Below are 22693 nucleotides of genomic sequence, written 5' to 3'. Positions count from 1 at the left end.
AACCGATCAAGACGCCTCGAGTCGCCCACTCACCATGCGCGTCAGCGTCATCGGCGGCGGAACGATCACGGAGGAGGAAACGGCGCGAGCCGAGGCGGTCGGCCGGGAACTCGGCCGCCGCGGCCACGCGGTCGTCTGTGGCGGCCTCGGCGGCACCATGGAGGCGGTCTGTCGCGGGGCGAAGGCCGAAGGCGGCGAGACGATTGGCATCCTCCCGACAGCCTCGAGAGCCGACGCCAACGCCTACGTCGACACCGCCGTCGCGACGGGGATGGGCCACGCCAGAAACGCGTTAGTCCCGCTCAACGGCGACGCGGTGATCGCGCTGTCGGGCGGGCCGGGAACCCTCTCCGAGATCGGGTTCGCGCAGGTGTACGACCGGCCGGTGGTCGGCCTCGAGAGCCACGACGTTCCGGGGCTCGAGGTCGTCGAGACGCCCGCGGAGGCGGTCGACACACTCGAGCGTGCAGTTCTCGAGTAGTTCGCGCGGCCGGCCGGCGGGTCGTAGCTTTTTCCATCTCTGATCACCTCTGTGAACGTATGAGCGATTTCGACAAGGAAGCCGAGCGCGAGAAACTTCGCGAGAAGTACGAACGCGAGCAGGCCGACCGGGAGGCGACCCAGCGCATGAGCGACCTCCTGCTCAAGGGCGCGACGATGACGAACACCCACTGCAACACCTGCGGGGACCCGCTGTTCCGCCAGAACGGGACGACCTTCTGTCCGTCCTGCCACGGCGGCCCGGAGGCCGTCGAGGGGACGAATCTCGAGGCGGCGGAGGAAACGCCCCAGGATGAGGCTGGGGACGGAGCGGAGCCAGCGGATCCGTCGGCCGCTGGCGCCGGTACTGCGGACGATACCGAGTCGGCGGATGCCGACCCGTCGGCGTCTGCACCGGAGCCACGTGGAACCGCCGATCAGCCCGACCGTTCGCCAGCGAACGCAGCGACTCCCCCCGCGGGCGACCCCGAGACGCGTCGCGAATCCACGGCCGCTCGTTCGACGGAGTCCAGAACCGCGCGCTCGACGGAATCCGGCGCCGGTAGTGCCGGCTCGGATGGCAACCTCGAGACCGCCCACGCCTCGCTCACGCGGGCGCTCGAGCGGTTCGCCCGGGAGGCCGCGACGACCGACGACCCGCGCTACGCGCGGGAGTGTCTCGAGGCCGCCCACGAAGCCGCCGAGACGCTGTCGGCGCTCGAGCGATAGTGCAGATCGGTGGCAATCGCCACCGCAGGTCGGTGGCGTTCGTCAGTCGGGCGGGTCGATATCGGTCGGCTCGTTGTCGCCACAGCCGTGCCGGAGGATGAGATCGATCCGCTGGTCGCGGTCTTCGGGCGTGTCGATCGTCTCGAACGTGATGTCCTCACTGACCACGTACATGTTGATGTGGGTGAGTTCGACGCCGCGTTCTTCCTCCCAGGTGGTACAGAGGTGTTCCGCAAGGACGACCGAGGTGTCACCGGTCGATCCCGCCCGCCGAACGCTGTTCATGTAGAACCGCTCGCGATAGGTGCCGTACTGTTGCTGGAGTTCCTTCCCCGGCCGCTCGTAGGTCAGTAACCGCTCGTTGTAGATGTCGTACTGATCGCCGTCTGCGGTCTGTGCGGCGAAGACGTAGTACCGGTCGGTCGTCCGCGGCGTCGGCGCGAAGACGCCCCAGGACGGCTGATCGACGCTGATCCTGTCGGCGGTGTCTTCGATCTCCTGCTGGGGCGCAGTCTGTCGCTCGTCGACGCCGCCGACGGGCGCGAACGAGAGCATGGTAAACATGACGAGGGCGATGACCACCGCGCCGATTCCGACGCTGTGGAGGTAGGCGCCGGTTTGTCGTCGCCGTCGCCGGTACTGTCCCCACGTCGGGAAGTAACTCCCCGCTCGCTCGAGTCTCGACAGCCGCGACCGAAGCCGGGCTTCGTCGACGCCGAGGTACCGCCCGACCGTCCGCAGATCGGTCCAGAACTGCGCCTGATAGAACAACAGGACGCCCGCGAGCGCGACGTACGCGAACGCCCCGATGCGGACCGTCATCGCGAAGGAGGCGTGGGACCCGACGAACATCGCGGCGAACAGCATCCGCGGACGCCCCGGCAACAGGATGAGCAGCCACGAGAACCAGAGCATGTAGTACCACGTCAACCCACCGTACTGCAACAGGACGGGGAAGTTCCGCATGAACTCACCGAGGAGAAACGTCATCTCGTCGAGCCCCATGATCAGTGGCGTCGCCTCGCCGCTGGTCCACAGCGTCGACTGTGACTTGTGGTAGGCGTTGACGATGTACATGAACACCATCTGTCCCAGTATCAGCGCCGAGGCGATCGAGACGATCTGTGGCCGCGGTGACCGCTCGGAGTGGACGGCGTCGATCGACCACCGCTCGCCGAGCGGCAGGAAGATCGCCCAGAACAACAGCAGCCGAAACAGGATATCGGCGTAGCTCAACACGAGCGGGTTGTGATGATCGAGCGAGATGACGAACAGGAACGACAGGATCGTCGCGATCGTCGTCTTGTACCCGAGAATCAGCTGAATCGCGATGAGCACCTGGATCACCATCAGCAAGGCGATCACGGTCGAATCCGTCGTGAAGAAGTACACCGAGAAGGCGTTTTCCGAGGTCATCGACTCTGCCAGCCACTTTGGGACGACACCCTCTTCGGTATAAAAGTACGAGAAGTTTCGCGAGCGTAACAGAATATCGGCGACGATGAGGAGTCCGACGAAGACGCGAAACACCGCCAGCGTCCGTGTGTCTATCGCGATCGACTGTCTGAGGTGTCGTCCGATCCGCGCCGCGAGCGTCGAGGCCGTAGAACGCACGTTGCCATCAATCTACGCAGGATTGTATTAGGTGTTGGCATCTCTCGGTTCCCGACCAGTCAGGACGTGTACGAACTGCCGATAATCTCGCGGATCCGTTCTGCAGTTACCTGCCCGACGCCGTCGGCCTCCTGTAACTCCTCCTCGCTCGCGATCATCACCGATTCGACGTCGCCGAACTGAGAGAGCAGCGACCGGGCGGTGACGGGGCCGATTTCGGCGATCGAAGAGACGACGTACTCCTGCTGTTCGCCCAGCGTCTTCGCCCCCTTCTCGCCGTGCACGGACACCTCGCGGCTCGAGACGTCCTGTTCACGGCCGGCGATCACCGCGAGCAGTTCGGTCGTATCCGCTTCGCTTTCGGTTCTGAGTACGCTCGCGCCGAAGTCGACAGCCAGACTCGAGAGCGCGCCCCTGATCGCGTTCGGATGGATGTCCCGTTGCTCGTACAGTCCCTCTCCTTCGACGATCACGATGGGGCGGGAGTAGCCCCGTGCCATCGCACCCACCTGCTCGAACACCGACCGCTCGCCGCCGACCAGCGAGTCGACGAAGTCCGCCACCGATTTTCGCTCGACGACGACGCGATCGGAGAGCACGTAGTCGCCGACGTCGAGTGTCTCGAGGCGGATCTCTATCTCCTCGCGTCGCGACAGTTCGCGGGCGATGTTGGCGTCCATCTCCCGCTGGTCGGCAACGATTTCGATCCCGTCCCCGTCGGTACTGGGCTCGTGGGTCTCGACGTCCTCGCTCGACTCGTCGCCCTCGCCTGCCGTTGCTGTCCCGCCGGCGAACTCCTGTAATCCGGGCTGTTCCTCACCCCCCTCGCTTCCACTGGAACCCCCCGCGCCCGCCCCGGGTTTTCCGTCCCCGGAATCCACTTTCGCCCCGGTATCGAACGCGGCCAGTGACTGCTGGGCGTCGTCGAGTTCGGACTCGAGGTTCTCGGCCATCCCCTTCAGCTCTCGCAGCTCGCTCTCCATCTCCTTCTCCCGCCGCCGTGAAATCCAGAAGTAGGCCTCGTCGCGGGTGTCTTCGGCCATCAGGACGACGACTCGTCCCTCCGACTGGCGGCCCGTCCGACCCTTGCGCTGGATCGACCGAATGGCGGTGGGAACGGGCTCGTAGAACAGTACGAGGTCAACCTCGGGGACGTCGAGACCCTCCTCTGCAACCGACGTCGAGACGAGCACCTCGAACTCGCCGGCGCGGAACTGATCGAGCACCTCCTGTTGCTGGTTCTGGGTCATTCCGTCGGAGCCCTCGCGGTCGCCCTGGCCGACGAAGCGTTTTGCGTCGAAGCTCGTGTTCAGGAACTCCGTGAGCGCCTCCGCCGTGTCCCGGGATTCGGTGAAGACGATGACGCGCTCGCCGCCCTCGAGCCCCAGCGTCTCCGCCAGCAGCATCCGCGTCTTGCGGTACTTCGGGTGGAGCTGATCGAACGACTCCGACTTGCGCATCGCTTCCCTTACTCTGGGGTCGCTCACCAGCCGCTGGCTCGCCTTCGACGCCCCCGAGGTGCGAGCCTGGTTGCGCTGGCGCTCGAAGTACCGCCGAACGGCCTCGACGCTCTGTGTTTCGACCAGCGTCACCGCCTGGCGGAGCTTCATCACCTCCGCGTGGACGGACATCCCCTTGTACCCCTCCGACTGGTCGTTGTTGATCAGCTTCTGGAGCTCTGCGCGCATCCGGTTCAGGTCCTTCTGGGACTGATCGGGCTGGGTCGAGCGAGCCACCCCGAGTTCCTTGAGTTTCTCGAGCCTGTCGCTGATCACCTCGTTCAACCCGTCGCGGATTTCGAGGACCTCCTCGGGGAGGTCGATGCGCTCCCACTCGACGTCCGTGTCGTGGGTGAACTCCGCGACGTCGGCGTCCTCCTCGGTCATCACCTCCACCTCCCGCAAGCCGAGGTTCTCACAGACCTCGAGGATCGCCTCCTCGTCGCCGCCGGGCGATGCGCTCATTCCGGTCACGAGCGGCTGGTTCGCGTCGGCGTGATACCGCTCGGCGATGTAGTTGTAGGCGTAGTCGCCGGTCGCGCGGTGGCACTCGTCGAACGTGATGTGGGTCACGTCAGCGAGGGAGACCCGCGAGCCGACGAGGTCGTTTTCGATCACCTGCGGAGTCGCCATGATCACCGTCGACTCCGCCCAGAGGGTGGCGCGGTCGTCGGGGCTGACGTCCCCCGTGAAGACGACGATCTCCTCGTCGGGGATCTGTAACGCCTCCCGGTAGAAGTCCGCGTGTTGGGCGACCAGCGGCTTCGTCGGCGCGAGCATCAGCGACTTTCCACCCACTTCCTCGAGCCGGCGGGCGGTCACCAGCAGGCTCACCGTCGTCTTGCCGAGTCCCGTCGGAAGACAGACGAGGGTGTGGTTGTTCGCCGCGGTGCCGGCGAGCTTCAGCTGGTAGAGGCGGCGCTCGAGGAAGTCGGGTTCGAGCAGCGGGTGCTCGATCGCGGGGGGCTCGTCCGAAACGGCCATTGTCCCCGTTTCGCCGGCTTCGTGGATAAGGGTTGGTGTACCGGGGTGAAAGTGGTCCGGGCGGGGATCGACGCCGATGGTGCACCCGAACCGTGTCGGCACCAGCGGTTTGTTCGCTCGAGGCGTATCCATCCTATGGCTACCGACACAGCCTTCCGCGGGTGGCCGGACTGGGACGAGGTCGCTCGAGCCGCCGCCTTCGTCGTCCTGATCAACGTCGTCGGCGGTGCGCCCGGGTTGCTCTCCTCGCCGGATACGGCCTGGTTCCGCGCTCTCGAGAAACCCGCCTTCTACCCGCCCGAGATCGCCTTTCCGGTGGTCTGGACGCTCCTGTTCACCCTGATGGGGATCGCCGTCTGGCTCGTCTGGCGTGGCGACGGCTCCGGACGGCGGCTGGCTCTCGGATTGTTCGCCGCGCAGATGGTCATCAACGTCGTCTGGACGCCGGTCTTCTTCGCCTTCCAGGAGCTGCTCGTCGCTTTCGGGATCATCGTCGTCCTCTGGGCGCTCATCGCCGCGACGATCGTCGCCTTCCGGCGAGTCGACCGACGGGCGGCCCTGCTGCTCGTCCCGTACCTCGCGTGGGTGAGCTTCGCCGCCGTGCTCAACTTCGAGCTCTGGCGGCTGAACGCGTAGCGATCACCCCCCGTCGCTCAGAATCCGACGTAGTTGACGACGGCGTACACGATGAAGACGACACCGAGGAACTCGAGCAGCGCGCGCCAGCGGGCGGCGGCCGAGCGGCTAAAAACGCGGTTCATGGGGAGCGGTTCGTCGCTCGACCACTTGAATCCGGATCGTTGACGTGTTGCGTGCCGTCGCGGTAGCCCCCGACGCTCAGGTCGTCGCCTCGGCGATCATCGCCACCAGGTCGTCGACCCGGCCCGAGGCGCCGCTCGCGCGCTCGCCGGTGAGGTTCGCCGCCAGGACGGCGTAGCTCGCTACCGGCTCGCCGTCGTCCTCGATAACGCCCGCGAGACAGGTGACCCCGCGGAGCGAGCCGCTTTTCGCCCGTACGGTCGCGTCGACGTCTTCGAGCCGGTTTCTCACCGTTCCGTCCTCGCCGGCGATCGCCATCGACTCGCGGAACGTTTTCTCCCACGATTGCTCGAGTCCCCACTCGATCATCGAGACGACGTCACGGGCGGAGGCGAGGTCGTGTCTCGAGAGCCCGGAGCCGTCGCGGATCTGGGGGGTCTCCGCGCCCGCCGCCGAAAGAACGTCGGCGAGGTACTCCTCCCAGTTCGCCCACGAACCGACGCCCTCGCGCTCGTAGGCGACGGTTCGGGCGACGTTCTCCGCGACCATGTTCCGCGACCAGAAGTTGAGGCCGGTCGCGATCTCGGAAAGTGGGTCCGACTCGAGCGTCGCGAACGCCTCGGTCAGTTCGATCGGTTCCTCCGAGATCGTGATCACCGAGTCGCGATCTCCGTCCTGGGGGCCGACCTCAACGCCGGCCTCCTCGAGCGCTCCGACCAGGGCGGCGGCGGCGTGGCGGTTCGGTTCGCCCACCGGCGCGAATCCGCTTCCCTCACCGCCGGGTGCGAGTTCGCCGCTCGCCCGAACGGTGTTCGTCCGGTGATCGGGGTTGCTGACGGAGAGCCAGTTGCCGTCCTCGACGCACTCGACGTCGACCTCGACGTCGATCACGCCCGAATCCGGCGAGACGTCGACCTCGAGCGAACAGTCGTCGCCGGGACGCGAAACCGTCACGCCGACGGTGTTCCGGGAGAGCGTGAACGCCGAACTCTTCTTCCCGTACCAGAACTGCGCGTCGCCGAGCGTCCACGCCGGCGCGTGTTCGCCGTCGTCGTAGGCCGAAACGTCGACTATCAGTTCGTCGGTCACTCGGCGGACGCCGGCGTCGGCCACCGCATCGGCCAGTTGCGCCAGTTCGGCCTCCATGATGTCGGGGTCCCCCCTGGCGACGACACCGAGGGAGCCGACGACCCGTTCGCTCCGCCGCTCGCCGACCGCGCCGATAGTCGTCTCGAACCGATAGTCGGGCCCGAGTTCGTCGAACGCCGCGGCGGTCGTCAGTAGCTTGGTCGTCGAGGCCGGCGGTACGGGCATCGCGCCGTCGTGGTCGACGATCGGTTCGCCCGTCTCGAGGTCGCGAGCGAAAACGCTGATCGCCGCTCGCTCGATCTGATCGAAGGCGTCGCCGGGGTCGACCTGACCGCCGTCTCCCGGGTCGGTCGCCGCCTGCCCGGTCCCCGTCATCGTGCTCGCGAGCATTGCCAGGCCGCTCGCCTGTACGAATCGCCGCCGGTCCAGCCGCAGGTTCTCCAGCATGAGTCGCCTGGGTGTCGAGAGCCGTCGATCGTAATGTTCACACCTAGCATGATAGGTATTGGAAACTGTCTGTGGATATAATCACTGTCCGTTCGAGAACGGGTGGCCGCGCTCAGATCGGCGCGAATTCGAGGACGACGAACGCGAGCACGGCTGCGTAAATCGGGATCGTCAGGTTGTCGTCGAGCACGAAGTCGCCGTACATCACCTTGATCCCGTCCGCGAGCGTCGCGCCCAGGGCGGCAGCAACTGCGACGGCAGGCGGCAAGAACGGCAGCGCGAGCACCAGCATGACGCCGAACGTCGCGGCGAGCACCGTCGGGCTCTTGACGCGTCGCAGGCTGTCGTCGGAAAGCGCCCCGCTGATCGGATCGCCCAGCGCGAGCATCAACATCGCCGGCAGGGCGATTTCGGGCGGGAAGACGAGCACGACGAGCGTCATGCTGACCATGTAGTAGCCGTAGCCGGCGAACTGATCCTGTTCGTACTCGCGGGTGAGTTTGTCGTAGATCCACCACTCGAGACCGACCTCGAGCCGGAGGAACTCGAGGGCGATCACTCCCACCGAGAGGAGGACCATCAGCACCTGGAACCGCTCCCACGAAAGCGGAAGCTCGAGGTACTGTGCGAGCAGGAAGAGCGCCACGAGCCCCGAGCCGCTGGCGTGGACCAGTCTGCGCTTGAGTTCGTCGGCCATCCCGTAAATCCTCTCGGGAGGATACCTTCAGTTCGTCGGAACGCTCTCGGCGAGTTCGCCGAACTCGAGGTCGCCCGTTCGGAGAGCCGAGAGCCGTTTCGGGAGGTCCTCGGCCGGCAGTCGCGCCTGCGCGGTCGAGTCGCGTTCGCGGACCGTCACCGTCCGCTCGTCGGCTTCGATCGTCTCGTAGTCTACCGTTACGCAAAACGGCGTGCCGACCTCGTCCTGGCGGCGGTAGCGCCGGCCGATGTTGCCCGAGTCGTCGTAGGTGACCGACAGCCCCGCATCGCGGAGTTCGGCGACGATCTCGTCGGCGACTGACTCGAGTTCGTCGTCGTTCTGGAGCGGGAAGACGCCGACGAAGGTCGGGGCGACTTCCGGCTCGAGGTCGAGGTAGGTGCGTTCCTCGCCGTCGACCTCGTCCTCGCGGTAGGCGTGGTGGAGCACGGTGTACACCAGCCGATCGACGCCGAAGGAGGGTTCGATGACGTGCGGCACGACGTGCTCGCCCGCCTCCGTCTGCTCCTCGACCGCGAAGCCGGTCTTCTCGACGGGTATCTCGTGGGTGTCGCCCTCGAGTTCGATCTCGACCGTTTCACCCGCAAAGGCGGTCCGGTCGCGCTCGGCCAGCGTCTCGAGTGCTTCGACGACCGCACCCGCGTCGCCGCCGAACTCGGGGCCCAGGTAGCTCATGTCGGGGTCGACGGTCGCCCGCTCGACGGTTCTGGGTTCGTCGTACTGCTTGAAGATCGTGAAGCGCTCGTCGGAGTGGTCCTGGTGTTTCGAGAGGTCGTAGTCGGTCCGGTTGGCGAAGCCGGCGATCTCGATCCAGTTGCCGTCCACTTCGCTCTCGGCGTCCCAGCAGTCGGCGGCGTAGTGGGCGCGCTCGCCCGCCAGGTGCTGGCGGTACCGGAAGCGGTCCATGTCGACGCCGACGGAGTCGTACCACTCGGCGGCGACGCCCAGGAAGTAGGCGACCCAGGGGTCGGCGATGACGCCCTCGTCGACGGCCTCGCCGATAGTCGTCTGGATCACGCCCCCGTCGTCGACGTTTTGTTCACCGACGGGGTACAGCGGGACCGCGACGTCCCGAACGGCCTCGAGATTCGGCTCGTCCTCCTCGGGATCGATGAAGTACTCGAGTTCGGCCTGCGTGAACTCCCTGGTCCGAATAATGGAGCGTCGCGGGCTGATCTCGTTGCGGTAGGCGCGTCCGATCTGGGTGACGCCGAACGGCAGCGTGTTGCGGGCGTACTCCTTCAGACGGGCGAACTCGACGAAGATACCCTGGGCCGTCTCGGGCCGGAGATACCCCGGCTGGGAGTCGCCGGGGCCGATGTTCGTCGCGAACATCAGGTTGAAGTCCTCGATCGCCTGACCCGCCAGGCCGGCGCCACAGGCGGGACAGACGAGTTCGTACTCGGCGACGATCTCCTCGACCTCGGCGACCGGCAGGCTCTCTGCGTCCTCGTACTTCGTGTTGTCCTCGACGATGTGGTCCGCGCGATGGCTCTCGCCACACTCCGGGCACTCGACGAGCATGTCGTCGAAGGTGTCGAGGTGACCCGACGCCTCGAAGACGGGTTCGGGCATGATCGTCGGCGCGTCGATCTCCATGTTCCCCTCCTGCACCGAGAAGCGGTCGCGCCAGGCGCCCTCGACGTTATCCTTCAGCGCCGCGCCCTGCGGGCCGAACGTGTAGAAGCCGCCGACGCCGCCGTAGGCGCTCGAGGACTGAAAGAAGTAGCCCCGACGCTTCGCGAGTTCGACGAGCTTCTCACTGACCGACTCACTCATACAGCGCCTCCAGCAGGTCGACGTCGCGGACGATCCCGGTCAGCCGGTCGCCCGACACCATCGGAATCTGTTCGATGTCGTTACTGATCATCTGTTGGGCGACCTCCTGGACCGGTTTCTGGGCCGTCACCGAGACCACGTCCGAACTCATGAACTCGGAGACGGGGCCGTTCGGGATCTCGATGTCCCGGGTCGGGAGATACCGACTGCCGACGCCCTTGATTCCCTCCCAGGACCAGTTGGCCTCCTGGTCGGCGAAGTTATCGCCCGTCTCCTCCTCGCCCTCGACGATCTGGGCGACGTCGATGATGTCTACCTCCGTGAGAACGCCGCTCATCCGTCCGCTGTCGTCGAGCGCGACCGTGTAAGGGACGTTCGCGTAGTACAGCTCCCGCTCCGCGACGGTGAGGGGCGCACCCTCGTAGGTCGTGTTCACGTCCGTGCTGGCAAAGTCGCCGACGACCGCGTCGGTTTCCTGGTCGCCCGCGGCGATCGCGTGGATCACGTCCGTCACGGTGACGATCCCCTCGAACTCGCCGTCGACGACGGGGATTCGGCGCGCCCCCTCCGCCACCATCTGCTCGGCGAGCGCCTCGAGCCCAGCGTCGGCGGTCGTCGTCGGAACGTCCGCCATCAACATCACGAGCTGGTCCTCGTCGGGCTGTTCGATCAGCGCCTCCCGTGAGACGAGTCCGCGATACTCCGGCCCGTCGTCGGTGGATTTGACCACCGGAACGGAAGAAAACGCGCGCTCCTGTAAGTACTCGAGCACGTCGGTTCGCGTTCCGGGGAGTTCGACGGTCACGACCTCCGACCGGGGCGTCATCGCATCGGCCACGTTCATGTTCCGTCCGTACGGCGAAACTGTGTATAAACCCAGTGCTTCGAGCGGCCGTCGCGGGCCGAACGACGCCCGGTTCTCGCGGGTCGCCAGCACCCTCGACGACCAGTTCCCCGGCGGTCGCAGTTCGACGAATTTATACGGGGGTGAGAATGACATACATGCATGACCTCGAAACCGCGCGAACACGGTGTCTCGTCCGACGATACCGTCATCGGCTCGCTCGACTCCGATGGCCGCCGTGAGGAGTACGTCATCGCGGACATCTCCGCGGACGGCGCGTGGCTCTCGATGCGAGCGGACGACGCGCCCACGCTCTCGGGCTGGTGTTAGCGAGCGGTCGCGACTATTATTTACCTCCGCGGCCGTAGTTCGCCTCCGATGGTCGGCCCTCGAACGCAATCCGACGACTCCGCCGACGAACTCGGCTTCGACGAGACTCGCGGACGCGTCTCTCAGTTTTTCGGCAAGTTCGTCCCTCGTCCGATCGCCTGCCGCGCGGTTTCCGTTTCGGTTCGGACCGACCGCGAGGTCTACGGCCGCGGCGACGCCGTCGAGGTGACGGTCGACTTCAAGAACCGGCTCCCGGTCAGCGTCCAGATCCCCACGCCGAAATCTCGTCTCTGGGGATGGCGCATCGACGGGGAACTCGAGGCCAGCGATCAGCGCAGCTACACCCGGTCTATCCCCTCGGCGTTTCGGTTTCAGGCCGGCGAGCGAAAACAGGTCTCGTTCGTCTGGAACGGCCGGTTCGAACGGACAAACGAGGACCACGAGTGGGTGTTGCCCGACCCCGGCGAGCACGAACTCAGGGTGTTCGTTGCGACCGACGAGGACGGCCACCGTCCCAGCGACTCGACGACGATCACGATCCAACCGTAGGTCGTGCCGGAAACGCGTCGAAAAACCGAGAGCAGTCCGGTCTACCGGTGGAGGTGACAGGCCGCCAGGTGGCGGTCGTCGCCGTACTCCGGTTCGATCTCGTAGTGCGGACGCTCCTGGGCGCAGATGCTCTCTCTGGCGAAGGAGTCGAGCAACAGCTCCGTCGCCTCCTCCATGCGCTCGGTGCGCTGTTCGTCGCTTTCCGTTTCGACCGGGCTCGAGGCGAGTTCGAGCGCCTCGGTGACGATCCGGCCGGCTTCGCCGTCGGGTTCGCCGTCGGCGAAGAACTGCGAGCGCAGTTCGGGAGCCGGCTTCGGCTCGATCGTGCGGCGTTTGACCGCCCGCATGAACGCGCGAGTGTTCTCCCAGGTCGTCTCGGTCCACTGGTAGGTGTCGGGCGCGATCAGGCGCGGACAGCGGGTCCGGAACCGACAGCCCGACGGCGGGTCGAGCGGGCTCGGCACCTCGCCCTCGAGAACGCCGCGGACCCCCTCCTGGCGCGGGTCCGGCACCGGGATCGACTCGAGCAGCGCCCGCGTGTAGGGGTGCTGTGGGTTCTCGAACAGCTCCTCCTTGTCGGCGAGTTCGACGATGTTACCCAGGTACATCACCGCGACGCGGTCGGAGATGTGCCGGATCACCGAAAGGTCGTGGGCGATGAAGAGGTAGGTGAGACCGAACTCCTCCTGGAGCTCTTCCATCGTGTTCATCACCTGCGCCTGGATGGAGACGTCGAGCGCCGAAACGGGCTCGTCACAGACGATGAAGTCCGGGTTGACCGACAGCGCCCGCGCGAGGTTCACGCGCTGGCGCTGGCCGCCCGAAAAGGCGTGTGGATACCGGTTGTAGTGATGCGGGTCGAGGCCGACCTTCTCGAGGAGTTCCTTGGCTCGTGCCTCCCGACCCTCGTCGTCGAGCATGTCGTGGGCGCGCATCGGCTCCTCGATGATCTGGCCGACCTTCAGTCGGGGGTCGAGCGAGGACTGGGGGTCCTGGAAGATCATCTGGATCTCCGAGCGCTTCTGGCGGAGATCCTCGCCGCTCAGGTCCGCGAGATCGGTTCCCTTGAAGTCGATCGTTCCGTCCGTCGGCTCGAGCAGTCGCAGGATGGTCCGGCCGAGTGTACTCTTCCCGCAGCCGGATTCGCCGACCAGTCCGAGGGTTTCGCCCTTTCGGATGTCGAAGCTGACGTCGTCGACGGCTTTGACGTGCTGCTGTCCCGTACTGATCGGCGGGAACTGGCCGGGTTCGAAGTTGATGCCGGCGAGTAGTCCCGAGTCCTGGACGAAGTACTTTTTGAGGCTGTCGATCTCGACCAGTGGCTCACCGTCTCGAATCTGTTCGCCTTCCATCTCGGAGCCGATCTGACTACTCATTGCTCTCACCTCCGCCGGGGTTGGCCGTTATCTGTGGTTCCTTCTCGAGGGGTTCGCTCGTATCGTAGCCGACGTCGAACTCCTCGTGTTTGACACAGGCCGCGCGGTGTGGGTAGCCGTCGGCCGTCGCGACCTGCTTCGCCTCGGGGTGAACGCGCTGACAGACCTCTCTGGCATCGGGACAGCGCGGGTGGAACCGACAGCCCGACGGCGGGTTGATCGCTTCGGGCATCACGCCCCGGATCGGCTCGAGGTCGCCGACGGTTCGGTCGGGCCGGGGCATCGAGTTGAGCAACGCGTTCGTGTAGGGGTGCTTGGTGTCGTGGAACAGTTCGTCGACGGGCGCCTGTTCGACGATCTCGCCGAGGTACATGACGTTCACCCGGTCGCAGATCTCGGCGACGACGCCCATGTCGTGGGTGACCCAGATGAAACTCGTGTCGTACTTCGCCTGAAGCTCGTCGACCAGATCGAGGATCTGTCCCTCGACGGTGACGTCGAGCGCCGTCGTCGGCTCGTCGGCGATGATGAGACTCGGTTCGCAGGCCAGTGCCATCGCGATCAGCACGCGCTGGCGCATCCCGCCGGAGAACTGGTGGGGGTACTCGTCGTAGCGCTTCTCGGGGTCGGGGATACCGACCTCGCGGAGCATGTAGATCGCCTCCTTCTTGGCTTCCTCTTTCCCCATATCCCGGTTGAGTTCGATGAACTCCCGAAGCTGACCGCCGACGGTGAACACCGGGTTCAGCGACTCCATCGGGTCCTGAAAGATGACGGCGATCTCGCGGCCGCGGATCTGATCGCGCATCTCCGAGTTCGAGAGCATGTCGTCGCGCTCGCGAAGCTCGCCGTCCGGACCTTCCTCCAGACCGAAGAGCGTCTCTCCTTTGTACGTTATTTCGCCAGCGACGATCTCGCCGGGGTTGTCGATGAGCCGCAGCAGGCTCATCGAGGCGACGCTCTTGCCGGCGCCGCTTTCCCCGACGAGGCCGACGATCTCGCCCTCGTGAACGTCGAAGGAGATGCCGTCGACCGCGCGAACGGTTCCTGCCTCTGTGAAGAACTGCGTCTTCAGATCTCTGACGCGAAGAAGTGGTTCGGAACTCATTGTTAGTCGTCGATCCGTGGGTCGAGTGCGTCTTGCAAGCCGTCACCGAACAGGTTGAACCCCATGATGGCGACCATGATCGCCAGCCCTGGCCAGATCGAGAGCCAGACGTTCGAGTGCATGTAGCCGTGTGAGACGTTCAGCATCTGTCCCCAGTCGGGGGTCGGCGGCTGTGCGCCGTAGCCGAGGAACGACAGCCCCGCAACGATGAGGATCGTCACCCCGATCTGGAGCGTGGCGTACACCATCACCGGCGCGAAGCTGTTCGGCACGATGTGTCTGAGGATGATGTGGCGGTCTTTCACCCCCGAAGCGCGCGCCGCTTCGATGTAGTCCATCTCGCGGACGCTCAACACCCGGCTGCGTATGATCCGGGCGAACACCGGGATGAACGTGATCGCGACGCCGACGGCGGCGTACCACATGTTCGGGCTGCCGGCGAACTCGATGAAGACGATGATCAGGATGAGCGCGGGGATCGCGTACAGCGTCTCGACCGCGCGCATCAGGACGTCGTCAACCCAGCCGCCGTAGTAGCCCGCGACGGAGCCGACGATCGTGCCGCCGATAAGGCCGATCGATGTCGCGATAATTCCCACGGTGACGGACACCCGGGTGCCGTAGACGATTCGCGTGAAGTAGTCACGCCCGTCGGGGTCGGTACCCAGCGGGTGCGCGAGCGAGCCGTCGGGGTGGAACGCCGGCGGGACGTGGGACTCCCCTTCACCCGGTGCGGGGATCCGCGTCGGGTGATCGAAGATCGGTAGCGCCTCCGCGACCGCGTAATCCGACACCGCGTCGAACGTGAGCCGCGAGAGGTTGCTGTCGATCGTCGCGTACGCCGCGACCAGCAGGACGAATGCGATGACGTAGAACCCCCATCTCGCCGTCGTGTCGCGTTTGACTTTCGCGAGGGTGTAGCGCCACCCGACGCGCGCCTCTACCTCCTCGTCTTCGGACTCCGGATTGGATGTCTTCTCGGCCTGTGATTCACTTACTGCCATCGGTCAGCTCTCCTCCCCGTAGGTTACTCGCGGATCGATGTACGCGTACGCGATGTCGGTGATGACGACGCCGATGACGAACAGCGTCCCGAGCATCATCGTCAGCCCCATCACCACCTGGTAGTCGTTCTGCTGGATCGCCTCGATGAACAGCCGCCCCATCCCGTTGATGTTGAACACGTACTCGATGAGAACGGAGCCGCCGATCGCCGTCGACAGGTTGAGACCGACGATGGTGATGATCGGCAGCTGGGCGACCTGGAACGCGTGTTTGCGAAGGATCGTCCGCTCCGGCACGCCGTAGGCGCGAGCGAGTTTGACGTACTCGCCCTGGAGCGACTCGATCATCTGCGTGCGTTCGACGCGCATCAGCGTCGCCATCTGAAGCGTGCCGAGTGCGATCATCGGCAACAACAGGTACCGCAGCGAGTGATACCAGAGCTCGAGGTGGTTGCTGTAGCCGTAGTCACCCGGCGGTCGCCACGGGTAGACGAGGTTGCCCGACGGGAGTACTCCGAGGGTGACGGCGAAGATCAGAATCAGCATGATTCCGATCCAGAACGACGGCGTACTGACGCCGATGAGGGCGACGACCCGGGAGATGTGGTCTGTCGGCTCGTTGCGACGTTTCGCGGCGATGATTCCCAGTGGAATCGCGGTTGCGAGTGCGAACGCATACGCTGAGAGGACCAGGAACAGGGTTGGCCCAGCGCGGTGAACGATTAGGTCGGCGACCGACCGGTTGCGGTGGATGCTCTGTCCGAGATCCCCCTGTAACACCCCGGCCATGTAGGTGATGTATCGTTCGTGTAACGGTCTGTCCAGGCCGTACTGTTCTTCGATCCGCCGGATCATCTCCTCGTCGTGCTCGACTCCCTGGAGCATGAGCCGAACGGGATCGCCCGGTCCCAGGTTCGCAAGGAGAAACGTGATGATGGAGATGCCGATCAGGACGGGAATCGTCTGGATCAGCCGGTAAATAGTGTATCGAAGTAATCCCATCTCTTACGTGCTAATTTGGGTCTGCATGTGTGGCGTTATAGCGCTTTTCGTTTGGTAGCTGTCTCACCACCGAAAGAACAGACGAACGTTACTGTTCGATTACTCGATCGAAACGTTCGTGTGGTACGAGACGATGTTCGGGTTCGTCTGGACGTTCGGGTGAACCTCGAGACCCTGCACGTGGTCGCCGGACGCCATCGTGTTGTGCTGGGAGAACGCTGCCAGTGCGGGCAGTTCTTCGACGATCTCGCGGATAACCGGCTCGTAGACCTCGTAGCGCTCTTCCTGTCCGGCCATCGTCCGGCCCTCGGCGATCGCGTCGTGGAAGCCGTCGCTGCCCTCGTAGAAGTGGCCCTGGTTGACGCCGGCCTGGCTCTCGTGGAACAGCGGGTACAGGTAGTAGTCCGGGTCCGGACCGCCGGTCCAGCCCAGCAGGTACATCTCGTAGTCGTCGGCCTCACCGGTGTTGTAGGTCTCGACGAGCTGGCCGAAGTCGAGGATGTTGACGTCCGCACCGTAGCCGATCTCGTCCAGGCGGGTCGCGACTCGCTCGGCGAGCGAGGCACGGATGCCCTCCGGTGCGATGATTCGTGGCTCCCAGTCGTCGTCGACGGCGTCGGAGCCGTCGAGGAGTTCCTGCGCCCGGTCGGGGTCGTAGTCCGGGAGCATGTCGGCGTACTCGTCCTCCGGGAAGCCCCAGACCTCGTTGACCGTCGGCGGGATCGGGTTCGTCATCGGCTCCGCCGTGTGTTCGGCGTGCTCGTTGACGAACTCGTGCATGTCGAACGAGTGAGCGATGGCGCGACGAACGTCCGGGTCCGTCGTTCCGCCCTCGTTACAGTTGAACGCCATGTACATGTACGACGGGCTCTCGGAGCGGTGGACATTGACGTTGTCCTCTCCCTCCAGGACGTCCCAGTCGTCGTTTGGAATGCCGGAGATGGCGTCGGTGTCGCCTGCACGAATGTTACTGATACGGCCGGCGTCGTCGTCGTGGGCGACGAAGGTGACGTGCTGGATGTTCGGCTCTTCCATCTCGTCGTCCCAGTAGTCGTCCCAGCGCTCGAGTTCGACGAACTCGTTCTCCGAGAAGTCCTCGAAGGTGTACGGACCGGAGCCGATCGGGTCCGTGTTGAACGCGTCGCGGTCCTCGGTTCGTGTGTCCTCCGGCGAGATCGTCACGGCCATCGTCTGCAGCTCGAACGGGCCGTACGGCTCCTCGAGGTTGACCTCGAGCTGGTAGTCGTCGATCGCCTCGGCGGACTCGATCATGTCGTAGCTCGAGGAGTTCTCGGTTTCCTCCTCGACGGGAGCGAGGAACGAGTGGGCGACGTCCGAGGCGGTCAGCTCGTCGCCGTTGTGGAACTCGATTCCCTCGTGGATCTCGAACATGTAGCGGCGCCCCTCGTCTTCGACCTCCGGCATGTCGGTTGCGACCTTCGGCTCGAGGTCGAGGCCCTCACCGAACTCGTACAGCCCGTCGAAGACGAGACCGTACACCTGGGCACTGTACGCGTCGTTCGCGATGACCGGGTCGAAGTCCTCTGCACGGGACTGCTCCTGCGTGAAGTGGAACTCCGCCGAGCCACCGTTCCCACCGGTGGCGTCGTCGTCGCCGGCGTCGTCGTCACCGTTGTCTCCCCCGATGCACCCTGCGATGGCTGCGGCCGAGACCGCTGCACCCGATGCGAGGATCTTCCGCCGCGTAATGTCGAATTGCTTCCGTGCCATTCTACACTAATGGCGGACTGATTCATCTATATATGTTTTGGTATCGCCTGGAAATTGGCCGCAAACTGTTTGTTGACACGACTCATTCTCTCCGAACCTTCTCCATTATTTACAATATACTTATGTACTGGATTGCTTCCTGTACTTGGGATATCAAATTTCGGGGAGCATCTGCGCTGGGACGCGCGACCGGTGCCCTTTTTCTCCTCGCGGTCACAGGTGATCGGTATGCACTACCGGGCCGTCGAAACCGAGTCGGAGTACGTCGCCCGCCTCGAAACTGGGGCTGACTGGCGAGCGGAAATCGAGGGGCTCGCAGCCGAGGTCGGGGCCGATGCGGGCTGGTTTACCGCCCTCGGCGCGGTTCAGGACGCCGAACTCTGGTTCTACGATCAGGACGACCTCGAGTACTACCCGATCGAGTTCGACGAACCGCTCGAGGTCGCGAGCTGCGTTGGCAACATCTCGTTGCTTGAGGGAGAACGGTTCGCTCACACCCACGCCGTCCTCTCACGACCCGACGGCGAGACGCTTGCCGGCCACCTGAACACCGCAACGGTCTGGGCGGGTGAAGTTCACCTGCGGGCGTTCGAGGAGTCGCTCGAACGAGAACACGACGAGACCACCGACCTCGATCTCTGGCTGTAACATGCGGGAGGTCGAACAACAGTACTTCGAGCGGCTGGAATCCCGGCTCGACGACGCATTCGAGGTCGCCGAGACGGCGAAACGCCGCGGCGACGATCCCGAACCCGAAGTCGAGATCCCGGTCGCCAAGGACATGGCCGACCGCGTCGAGAACATCCTCGGCATCGAGGGCGTCGCCGAACGGGTGCGCGAACTCGAGGGGCAGATGAGTCGCGAGGAGGCCGCCCTCGCGCTCGCGGAGGACTTTGCAGAGGGAACAGTCGGCGACTACGAGACGAAGGCGGGGAAGGTCGAGGGTGCCGTTCGTACCGCGGTCGCGCTGCTCACCGAGGGCGTCGTCGCGGCTCCCATCGAGGGGATCGACAAGGTCGAGTTCCTGCAAAACGACGACGGCAGCGAGTTCGTCAACGTCTACTACGCCGGTCCGATCCGGTCGGCCGGCGGGACCGCGCAGGCGCTGTCGGTCCTCGTCGCCGACTACACCCGCGCGCTCGTAGGGCTCGACCAGTACGAGGCCAGAAGCGAGGAGATCGAACGCTACGCCGAGGAGGTTGCGCTGTACGACACCGAAACCGGGCTGCAGTACTCTCCGAAGGACAAGGAGACGAAGTTCATCGCCAAACACCTCCCGATCATGCTCGACGGGGAGGCCACGGGCGACGAGGAGGTCTCCGGCTTTCGTGACCTGGAGCGCGTCGACACGAACTCCGCCCGCGGCGGGATGTGTCTGGTGCTCGCCGAAGGGATCGCCCTGAAAGCGCCGAAAATCCAGCGCTACACCTCCCAGCTCGACGAGATCGACTGGCCGTGGCTCCAGGACCTCATCGACGGCACCTACGGCGACGAGGACGAGTCCGCCGACGGCGAGGACGACGGATCGGCCGACGACGATTCGGAGTCGGGCGCGCTCGACGGTGCGAACGACGCCGACCCCGAATCGGTCGATAGCGACGAACCCGACGGCCCGGTCAGGGCGAAACCGTCGACGAAGTTCCTCCGGGACCTGATCGCCGGCCGCCCGGTGTTCTCCCATCCGAGCGCCGAGGGAGGGTTCCGACTCCGGTACGGCCGGGCGAGAAACCACGGCTTCGCGACCGGCGGCATCCACCCGGCGACGATGCACCTCGTCGACGATTTCCTGGCCACTGGCACCCAGATCAAGACCGAACGCCCCGGCAAGGCCCACGGCATCATCCCCGTCGACTCCATCGAGGGACCGACGGTCAAACTCGCCAACGGCGACGTCCGCCGGATCGACGACCCCGGGGATGCCCTCGAGGTCAGAAACGGCGTCGAGAAGATCCTGGACGCCGGCGAGTATCTGGTCAACTACGGCGAGTTCGTCGAGAACAATCACCCGCTCGCGCCCGCCTCGTACGTCCCCGAGTGGTGGATTCAGGATATGGCGGCCGCCGGCGCCGACGCTCAGGCCCTCGAGGACGATCCGAACGTCGACCTCGAGGACCCGGACGCCGAGCGGGTCCTCGAGTGGGCGCTCGAGTACGACGCGCCACTGCACCCGAAATACACCTACCAGTGGCACGATCTCTCCGTCGAGGCGTTCTGCGAACTGTCAGAGGCGGTGTCCACGGGACGAATCGAGGGCGAGACGCTCGTCCTCGACGCGACCGATGAGGTCGCGACCGCCCTCGAGACGATCGTGATCGAACACCGCCAGCGCCCCGACCGGATCGAGATCGACGACCCGCTGCCGTTCGTCCGGACGCTGGGCCTTACAGAAGAACTCGAGCGCATCTGGGACGACGCCGACCTCTCCGAGCGCGCGCGAACGTGGGGGCTCGAGACCGACGGTGAGAACGCCGTCGAGGCGGTCAACGAGGTCGCCCCGTTCGCGGTTCGCGAACGGGCGCCGACGCGGGTCGGCAACCGGATGGGCCGCCCGGAGAAGTCCGAGCGCCGGGACCTCAGCCCGCCGGTGCACACCCTGTTCCCGATCGGCGAGGCCGGTGGCGCCCAGCGCGACGTCGCCAAGGCGGGCAAACACGCCGAGACGATGTCGGACACGCCGGGGGTCGTCGAAGTCCAGGTCGGGCGCACGCGGTGTGAGTCCTGTGAAACGGAGTCGTTCAAGAATCGCTGTCCAGATTGCGGTGAGCGGACGGTTCCCGACTACCGCTGTCCCGACTGCGAGCAGATCGTCGACCCCGACGAGGCCGGCCGGGTGGAGTGTCCCCGCTGTGAGGTCGAGGCGACCTGCGTCGAGGTGCGCGAGGTCGATCTCAACGAGGAGTACCGCGGGGCGCTCGAGGCGGTCGGCGAGCGCGAGAACGCCTTCGAGATCGTCAAGGGGGTCAAGGGGCTGACCTCGACGACAAAGATTCCCGAGCCGATGGAGAAGGGAATCCTCCGGGCGAAACACGACGTCTCCTCGTTCAAGGACGGCACGGTCCGCTACGACATGACCGACCTCCCCGTGACGTCGGTTCGGGCGAACGAACTCGATATCGACGTCGGCCAGCTCCAGGCGCTCGGCTACGAGGAGGACATCCACGGGGACCCCCTCGTCCACGAGGACCAGCTGGTCGAACTCAAGGTCCAGGACATCGTCCTCTCGGACGGCGCGGCCCAGCACATGCTGCAGACCGCGGATTTCATCGACGACCTGCTGGTACAGTACTACGGCCTCGAGTCCTTTTACGAACTCGAGGACCGCCAGGATCTCGTGGGCGAGTTAGTGTTCGGGATGGCGCCGCACACGTCGGCGGCAACTGTCGGAAGAGTTATTGGTTTTACGAGCGCCGCAGTCGGATACGCTCATCCGTTCTTTCACGCCGCGAAACGCCGGAATTGCGACGGTGACGAGGATTGCGTGATGCTACTCATGGACGGCTTATTGAACTTCAGCATCAGCTTCTTGCCAGATAAACGAGGAGGGAGGATGGACGCGCCATTGGTAATGTCCTCCCGCATCGACCCTTCCGAGATCGACGACGAGGCCCACAACATCGACGTCGTCTCCCGATATCCCCGCGAGTTTTACCAGGCGAGCCTCGAGTTAGCCGATCCCGGCGAGGTCGAGATCGAGATCGCCGAGGACACCCTCGGCACCGACGAGGAGTACACCGGTTTTGCCCACACACACGACACCACTGACATCGCGATGGGGCCGGACCTCTCTGCGTACAAGACCCTGGGCTCGATGATGGACAAGATGGACGCCCAGCTCGAGATCGCCCGCAAGCTCCAGGCCGTCGACGAGACCGACGTCGCCGAACGCGTGATCGAGTACCACTTCCTGCCCGACCTGATCGGCAATCTTCGAGCTTTCTCCCGCCAGGAGACGCGCTGTCTCGACTGCGGGGAGAAGTTCCGGCGAATGCCGCTCACCGAAGTCTGCCGGGAGTGTGGCGGCCGGGTGAACCTCACGGTTCACCAGGGCTCGGTGAACAAGTACATGCAAACCGCGATCGAGGTCGCCGAGGAGTACGGCTGTCGGGACTACACGAAACAGCGCCTTGAGGTGCTCGAGGCCGCCCTCGAGAGCATCTTCGAGAACGACAAAAACAAGCAAAGCGGGATCGAGGACTTCATGTGACGGTCGTTCTCTGAGTTCCAGAATTGGGGACAGCTGATACGTTACGCAGCCGTCTGGCTTTATGCGGCTCCGCGGTGTCGACGTTCACATGGTCGATGATATGACGCGTCTCGGATTCGGAACCAAGGTGTACGCCGAGGACGGGACTCAGATCGGGCGCATTCGCGGTTTCGACGAGGACGGCTTTTACGTCACACTTCGCGAGGGACTCGAGGGGATGAGCGTCGAGCACGTCCGGTCGGGGCAGGCGTTCGGCGAAGCCGAGTTGATGTGGCGCTGCTGGGAGTGTGGCGAGATGGGGCGACTCGATCACGATATCCCCGACGCGTGCCCCGCCTGTGGGGCAGAAAAAGAGGATATCTACTACTGGACCGAGGACTGAACCCGCCGATCAGGGGATTCGGATCCGTGGTCGTCGCCGGCGACTACGCGTTTCGACTCGGTGGGAAG

The 22693-nt window shown here is 65.0% G+C and carries 19 protein-coding genes; 8 read left to right on the top strand and 11 right to left on the bottom strand.

The genetic code is table 11. The features are described from left to right. The first annotated feature begins 34 nt into the window (after positions 1 to 34). On the top strand, positions 35 to 481 hold the full coding sequence (locus AC6I6S_RS08405) for a TIGR00725 family protein (RefSeq protein WP_497949445.1): 447 nt from the start codon (positions 35 to 37) through the stop codon (positions 479 to 481). Positions 482 to 540: 59 nt separating this feature from the next. After that, positions 541 to 1209, top strand: a complete 669-nt coding sequence (locus tag AC6I6S_RS08400; protein WP_497949443.1) for an Sjogren's syndrome/scleroderma autoantigen 1 family protein — start codon at positions 541 to 543, stop codon at positions 1207 to 1209. Positions 1210 to 1251: 42 nt separating this feature from the next. Here the strand turns inward: AC6I6S_RS08400 and AC6I6S_RS08395 are convergent, their stop codons facing one another. Then, positions 1252 to 2823, bottom strand: coding sequence for an HTTM domain-containing protein (locus tag AC6I6S_RS08395; protein WP_497949442.1), 1572 nt, complete (start codon positions 2821 to 2823; stop codon positions 1252 to 1254). Between the two features lie 59 nt (positions 2824 to 2882). Continuing rightward, positions 2883 to 5306: a DEAD/DEAH box helicase gene (locus tag AC6I6S_RS08390; protein WP_497949441.1), complete on the bottom strand. Its 2424-nt coding sequence runs from the start codon at positions 5304 to 5306 to the stop codon at positions 2883 to 2885. Between the two features lie 135 nt (positions 5307 to 5441). Between AC6I6S_RS08390 and AC6I6S_RS08385 the strand changes: the two genes are divergently transcribed. After that, the gene (locus AC6I6S_RS08385; protein ID WP_497949439.1) at positions 5442 to 5942 is read left to right on the top strand and encodes a TspO/MBR family protein; all 501 of its coding nucleotides are present in this window, start codon (positions 5442 to 5444) and stop codon (positions 5940 to 5942) included. Between the two features lie 201 nt (positions 5943 to 6143). Here the strand turns inward: AC6I6S_RS08385 and dacB are convergent, their stop codons facing one another. The 4 genes from dacB to AC6I6S_RS08365 all read right to left on the bottom strand — a co-directional run bounded on the left by dacB (position 6144) and on the right by AC6I6S_RS08365 (position 10939). Continuing rightward, complete coding sequence (dacB, locus tag AC6I6S_RS08380; protein WP_497949438.1) at positions 6144 to 7601, bottom strand: D-alanyl-D-alanine carboxypeptidase/D-alanyl-D-alanine endopeptidase; 1458 nt, start codon at positions 7599 to 7601, stop codon at positions 6144 to 6146. Between the two features lie 112 nt (positions 7602 to 7713). After that, positions 7714 to 8298: a dolichol kinase gene (locus AC6I6S_RS08375; RefSeq protein WP_497949436.1), complete on the bottom strand. Its 585-nt coding sequence runs from the start codon at positions 8296 to 8298 to the stop codon at positions 7714 to 7716. Positions 8299 to 8325: 27 nt separating this feature from the next. Further along, the gene (glyS, locus tag AC6I6S_RS08370) at positions 8326 to 10095 is read right to left on the bottom strand and encodes a glycine--tRNA ligase (RefSeq protein WP_497949435.1); all 1770 of its coding nucleotides are present in this window, start codon (positions 10093 to 10095) and stop codon (positions 8326 to 8328) included. Next, positions 10088 to 10939 (bottom strand): CBS domain-containing protein, encoded by an 852-nt coding sequence (locus AC6I6S_RS08365; RefSeq protein WP_497949433.1) that lies wholly within the window; start codon positions 10937 to 10939, stop codon positions 10088 to 10090. The genes glyS and AC6I6S_RS08365 overlap by 8 nt, the downstream gene beginning before the upstream one ends. 162 nt (positions 10940 to 11101) lie before the next feature. Here AC6I6S_RS08365 and AC6I6S_RS08360 point away from each other — a divergent pair, with 162 nt between their 5' ends. Together AC6I6S_RS08360 and AC6I6S_RS08355 are read left to right on the top strand one after the other, a co-directional pair. Beyond that, on the top strand, positions 11102 to 11269 hold the full coding sequence (locus AC6I6S_RS08360; protein WP_497949432.1) for a DUF7556 family protein: 168 nt from the start codon (positions 11102 to 11104) through the stop codon (positions 11267 to 11269). A 48-nt stretch (positions 11270 to 11317) separates the two neighbouring features. Next, positions 11318 to 11818 carry a DUF7974 family protein gene (locus AC6I6S_RS08355; protein ID WP_497949430.1) on the top strand — a complete coding sequence of 167 codons (501 nt, stop codon included), beginning with the start codon at positions 11318 to 11320 and terminating at the stop codon, positions 11816 to 11818. 41 nt (positions 11819 to 11859) lie between these two features. On the opposite strand, the gene AC6I6S_RS08350 is transcribed toward AC6I6S_RS08355, so the two are convergent. The 5 genes from AC6I6S_RS08350 to AC6I6S_RS08330 form a co-directional block, all read right to left on the bottom strand. Then, entirely contained in the window at positions 11860 to 13194 is a 1335-nt protein-coding gene (locus AC6I6S_RS08350) for an ABC transporter ATP-binding protein (protein ID WP_497949429.1), read from the bottom strand. After that, positions 13187 to 14302, bottom strand: a complete 1116-nt coding sequence (locus AC6I6S_RS08345) for an ABC transporter ATP-binding protein (RefSeq protein ID WP_497949427.1) — start codon at positions 14300 to 14302, stop codon at positions 13187 to 13189. Before AC6I6S_RS08345 ends, AC6I6S_RS08350 begins: the two co-directional genes overlap by 8 nt. Positions 14303 to 14304: 2 nt before the next feature. Next, the gene (locus AC6I6S_RS08340; RefSeq protein ID WP_497949426.1) at positions 14305 to 15306 is read right to left on the bottom strand and encodes an ABC transporter permease; all 1002 of its coding nucleotides are present in this window, start codon (positions 15304 to 15306) and stop codon (positions 14305 to 14307) included. Positions 15307 to 15309: 3 nt separating this feature from the next. Beyond that, complete coding sequence (locus AC6I6S_RS08335) at positions 15310 to 16308, bottom strand: ABC transporter permease (RefSeq protein WP_497949425.1); 999 nt, start codon at positions 16306 to 16308, stop codon at positions 15310 to 15312. Positions 16309 to 16407: 99 nt separating this feature from the next. After that, complete coding sequence (locus AC6I6S_RS08330) at positions 16408 to 18039, bottom strand: ABC transporter substrate-binding protein (protein ID WP_497949423.1); 1632 nt, start codon at positions 18037 to 18039, stop codon at positions 16408 to 16410. A gap of 228 nt (positions 18040 to 18267) precedes the next feature. Here AC6I6S_RS08330 and AC6I6S_RS08325 point away from each other — a divergent pair, with 228 nt between their 5' ends. The 3 genes from AC6I6S_RS08325 to AC6I6S_RS08315 all read left to right on the top strand — a co-directional run bounded on the left by AC6I6S_RS08325 (position 18268) and on the right by AC6I6S_RS08315 (position 22625). After that, positions 18268 to 18687: a PPC domain-containing DNA-binding protein gene (locus tag AC6I6S_RS08325; protein ID WP_497949422.1), complete on the top strand. Its 420-nt coding sequence runs from the start codon at positions 18268 to 18270 to the stop codon at positions 18685 to 18687. A gap of 1 nt (position 18688) precedes the next feature. Continuing rightward, positions 18689 to 22243, top strand: coding sequence for a DNA polymerase II large subunit (locus AC6I6S_RS08320; RefSeq protein ID WP_497949421.1), 3555 nt, complete (start codon positions 18689 to 18691; stop codon positions 22241 to 22243). Positions 22244 to 22331: 88 nt separating this feature from the next. After that, entirely contained in the window at positions 22332 to 22625 is a 294-nt protein-coding gene (locus AC6I6S_RS08315) for a DUF7130 family rubredoxin-like protein (protein WP_497949420.1), read from the top strand. Positions 22626 to 22693 lie beyond the last annotated feature (68 nt).

It is taken from the genome of Natrononativus sp. DTA114, assembly GCF_059736515.1.
This window is presented reverse-complemented; position numbering and strand designations above follow the sequence as displayed.

Excerpts from the sequence above, each read along its gene's own strand:
- AC6I6S_RS08355 (WP_497949430.1), top strand. The coding sequence starts at position 11,318 with ATGGTCGGCCCTCGAACGCAATCCGACGACTCCGCCGACGAACTCGGC.
- AC6I6S_RS08360 (WP_497949432.1), top strand. The coding sequence starts at position 11,102 with ATGACCTCGAAACCGCGCGAACACGGTGTCTCGTCCGACGATACCGTC.
- AC6I6S_RS08365 (WP_497949433.1), bottom strand. The coding sequence starts at position 10,939 with ATGAACGTGGCCGATGCGATGACGCCCCGGTCGGAGGTCGTGACCGTC.
- AC6I6S_RS08315 (WP_497949420.1), top strand. The coding sequence starts at position 22,332 with ATGGTCGATGATATGACGCGTCTCGGATTCGGAACCAAGGTGTACGCC.
- AC6I6S_RS08390 (WP_497949441.1), bottom strand. The coding sequence starts at position 5,306 with ATGGCCGTTTCGGACGAGCCCCCCGCGATCGAGCACCCGCTGCTCGAA.
- AC6I6S_RS08320 (WP_497949421.1), top strand. The coding sequence starts at position 18,689 with ATGCGGGAGGTCGAACAACAGTACTTCGAGCGGCTGGAATCCCGGCTC.
- AC6I6S_RS08340 (WP_497949426.1), bottom strand. The coding sequence starts at position 15,306 with ATGGCAGTAAGTGAATCACAGGCCGAGAAGACATCCAATCCGGAGTCC.
- AC6I6S_RS08350 (WP_497949429.1), bottom strand. The coding sequence starts at position 13,194 with ATGAGTAGTCAGATCGGCTCCGAGATGGAAGGCGAACAGATTCGAGAC.
- AC6I6S_RS08375 (WP_497949436.1), bottom strand. The coding sequence starts at position 8,298 with ATGGCCGACGAACTCAAGCGCAGACTGGTCCACGCCAGCGGCTCGGGG.
- AC6I6S_RS08335 (WP_497949425.1), bottom strand. The coding sequence starts at position 16,308 with ATGGGATTACTTCGATACACTATTTACCGGCTGATCCAGACGATTCCC.
- AC6I6S_RS08330 (WP_497949423.1), bottom strand. The coding sequence starts at position 18,039 with ATGGCACGGAAGCAATTCGACATTACGCGGCGGAAGATCCTCGCATCG.
- AC6I6S_RS08405 (WP_497949445.1), top strand. The coding sequence starts at position 35 with ATGCGCGTCAGCGTCATCGGCGGCGGAACGATCACGGAGGAGGAAACG.
- AC6I6S_RS08385 (WP_497949439.1), top strand. The coding sequence starts at position 5,442 with ATGGCTACCGACACAGCCTTCCGCGGGTGGCCGGACTGGGACGAGGTC.
- AC6I6S_RS08345 (WP_497949427.1), bottom strand. The coding sequence starts at position 14,302 with ATGAGTTCCGAACCACTTCTTCGCGTCAGAGATCTGAAGACGCAGTTC.
- AC6I6S_RS08400 (WP_497949443.1), top strand. The coding sequence starts at position 541 with ATGAGCGATTTCGACAAGGAAGCCGAGCGCGAGAAACTTCGCGAGAAG.
- AC6I6S_RS08325 (WP_497949422.1), top strand. The coding sequence starts at position 18,268 with ATGCACTACCGGGCCGTCGAAACCGAGTCGGAGTACGTCGCCCGCCTC.
- dacB (WP_497949438.1), bottom strand. The coding sequence starts at position 7,601 with ATGCTGGAGAACCTGCGGCTGGACCGGCGGCGATTCGTACAGGCGAGC.
- glyS (WP_497949435.1), bottom strand. The coding sequence starts at position 10,095 with ATGAGTGAGTCGGTCAGTGAGAAGCTCGTCGAACTCGCGAAGCGTCGG.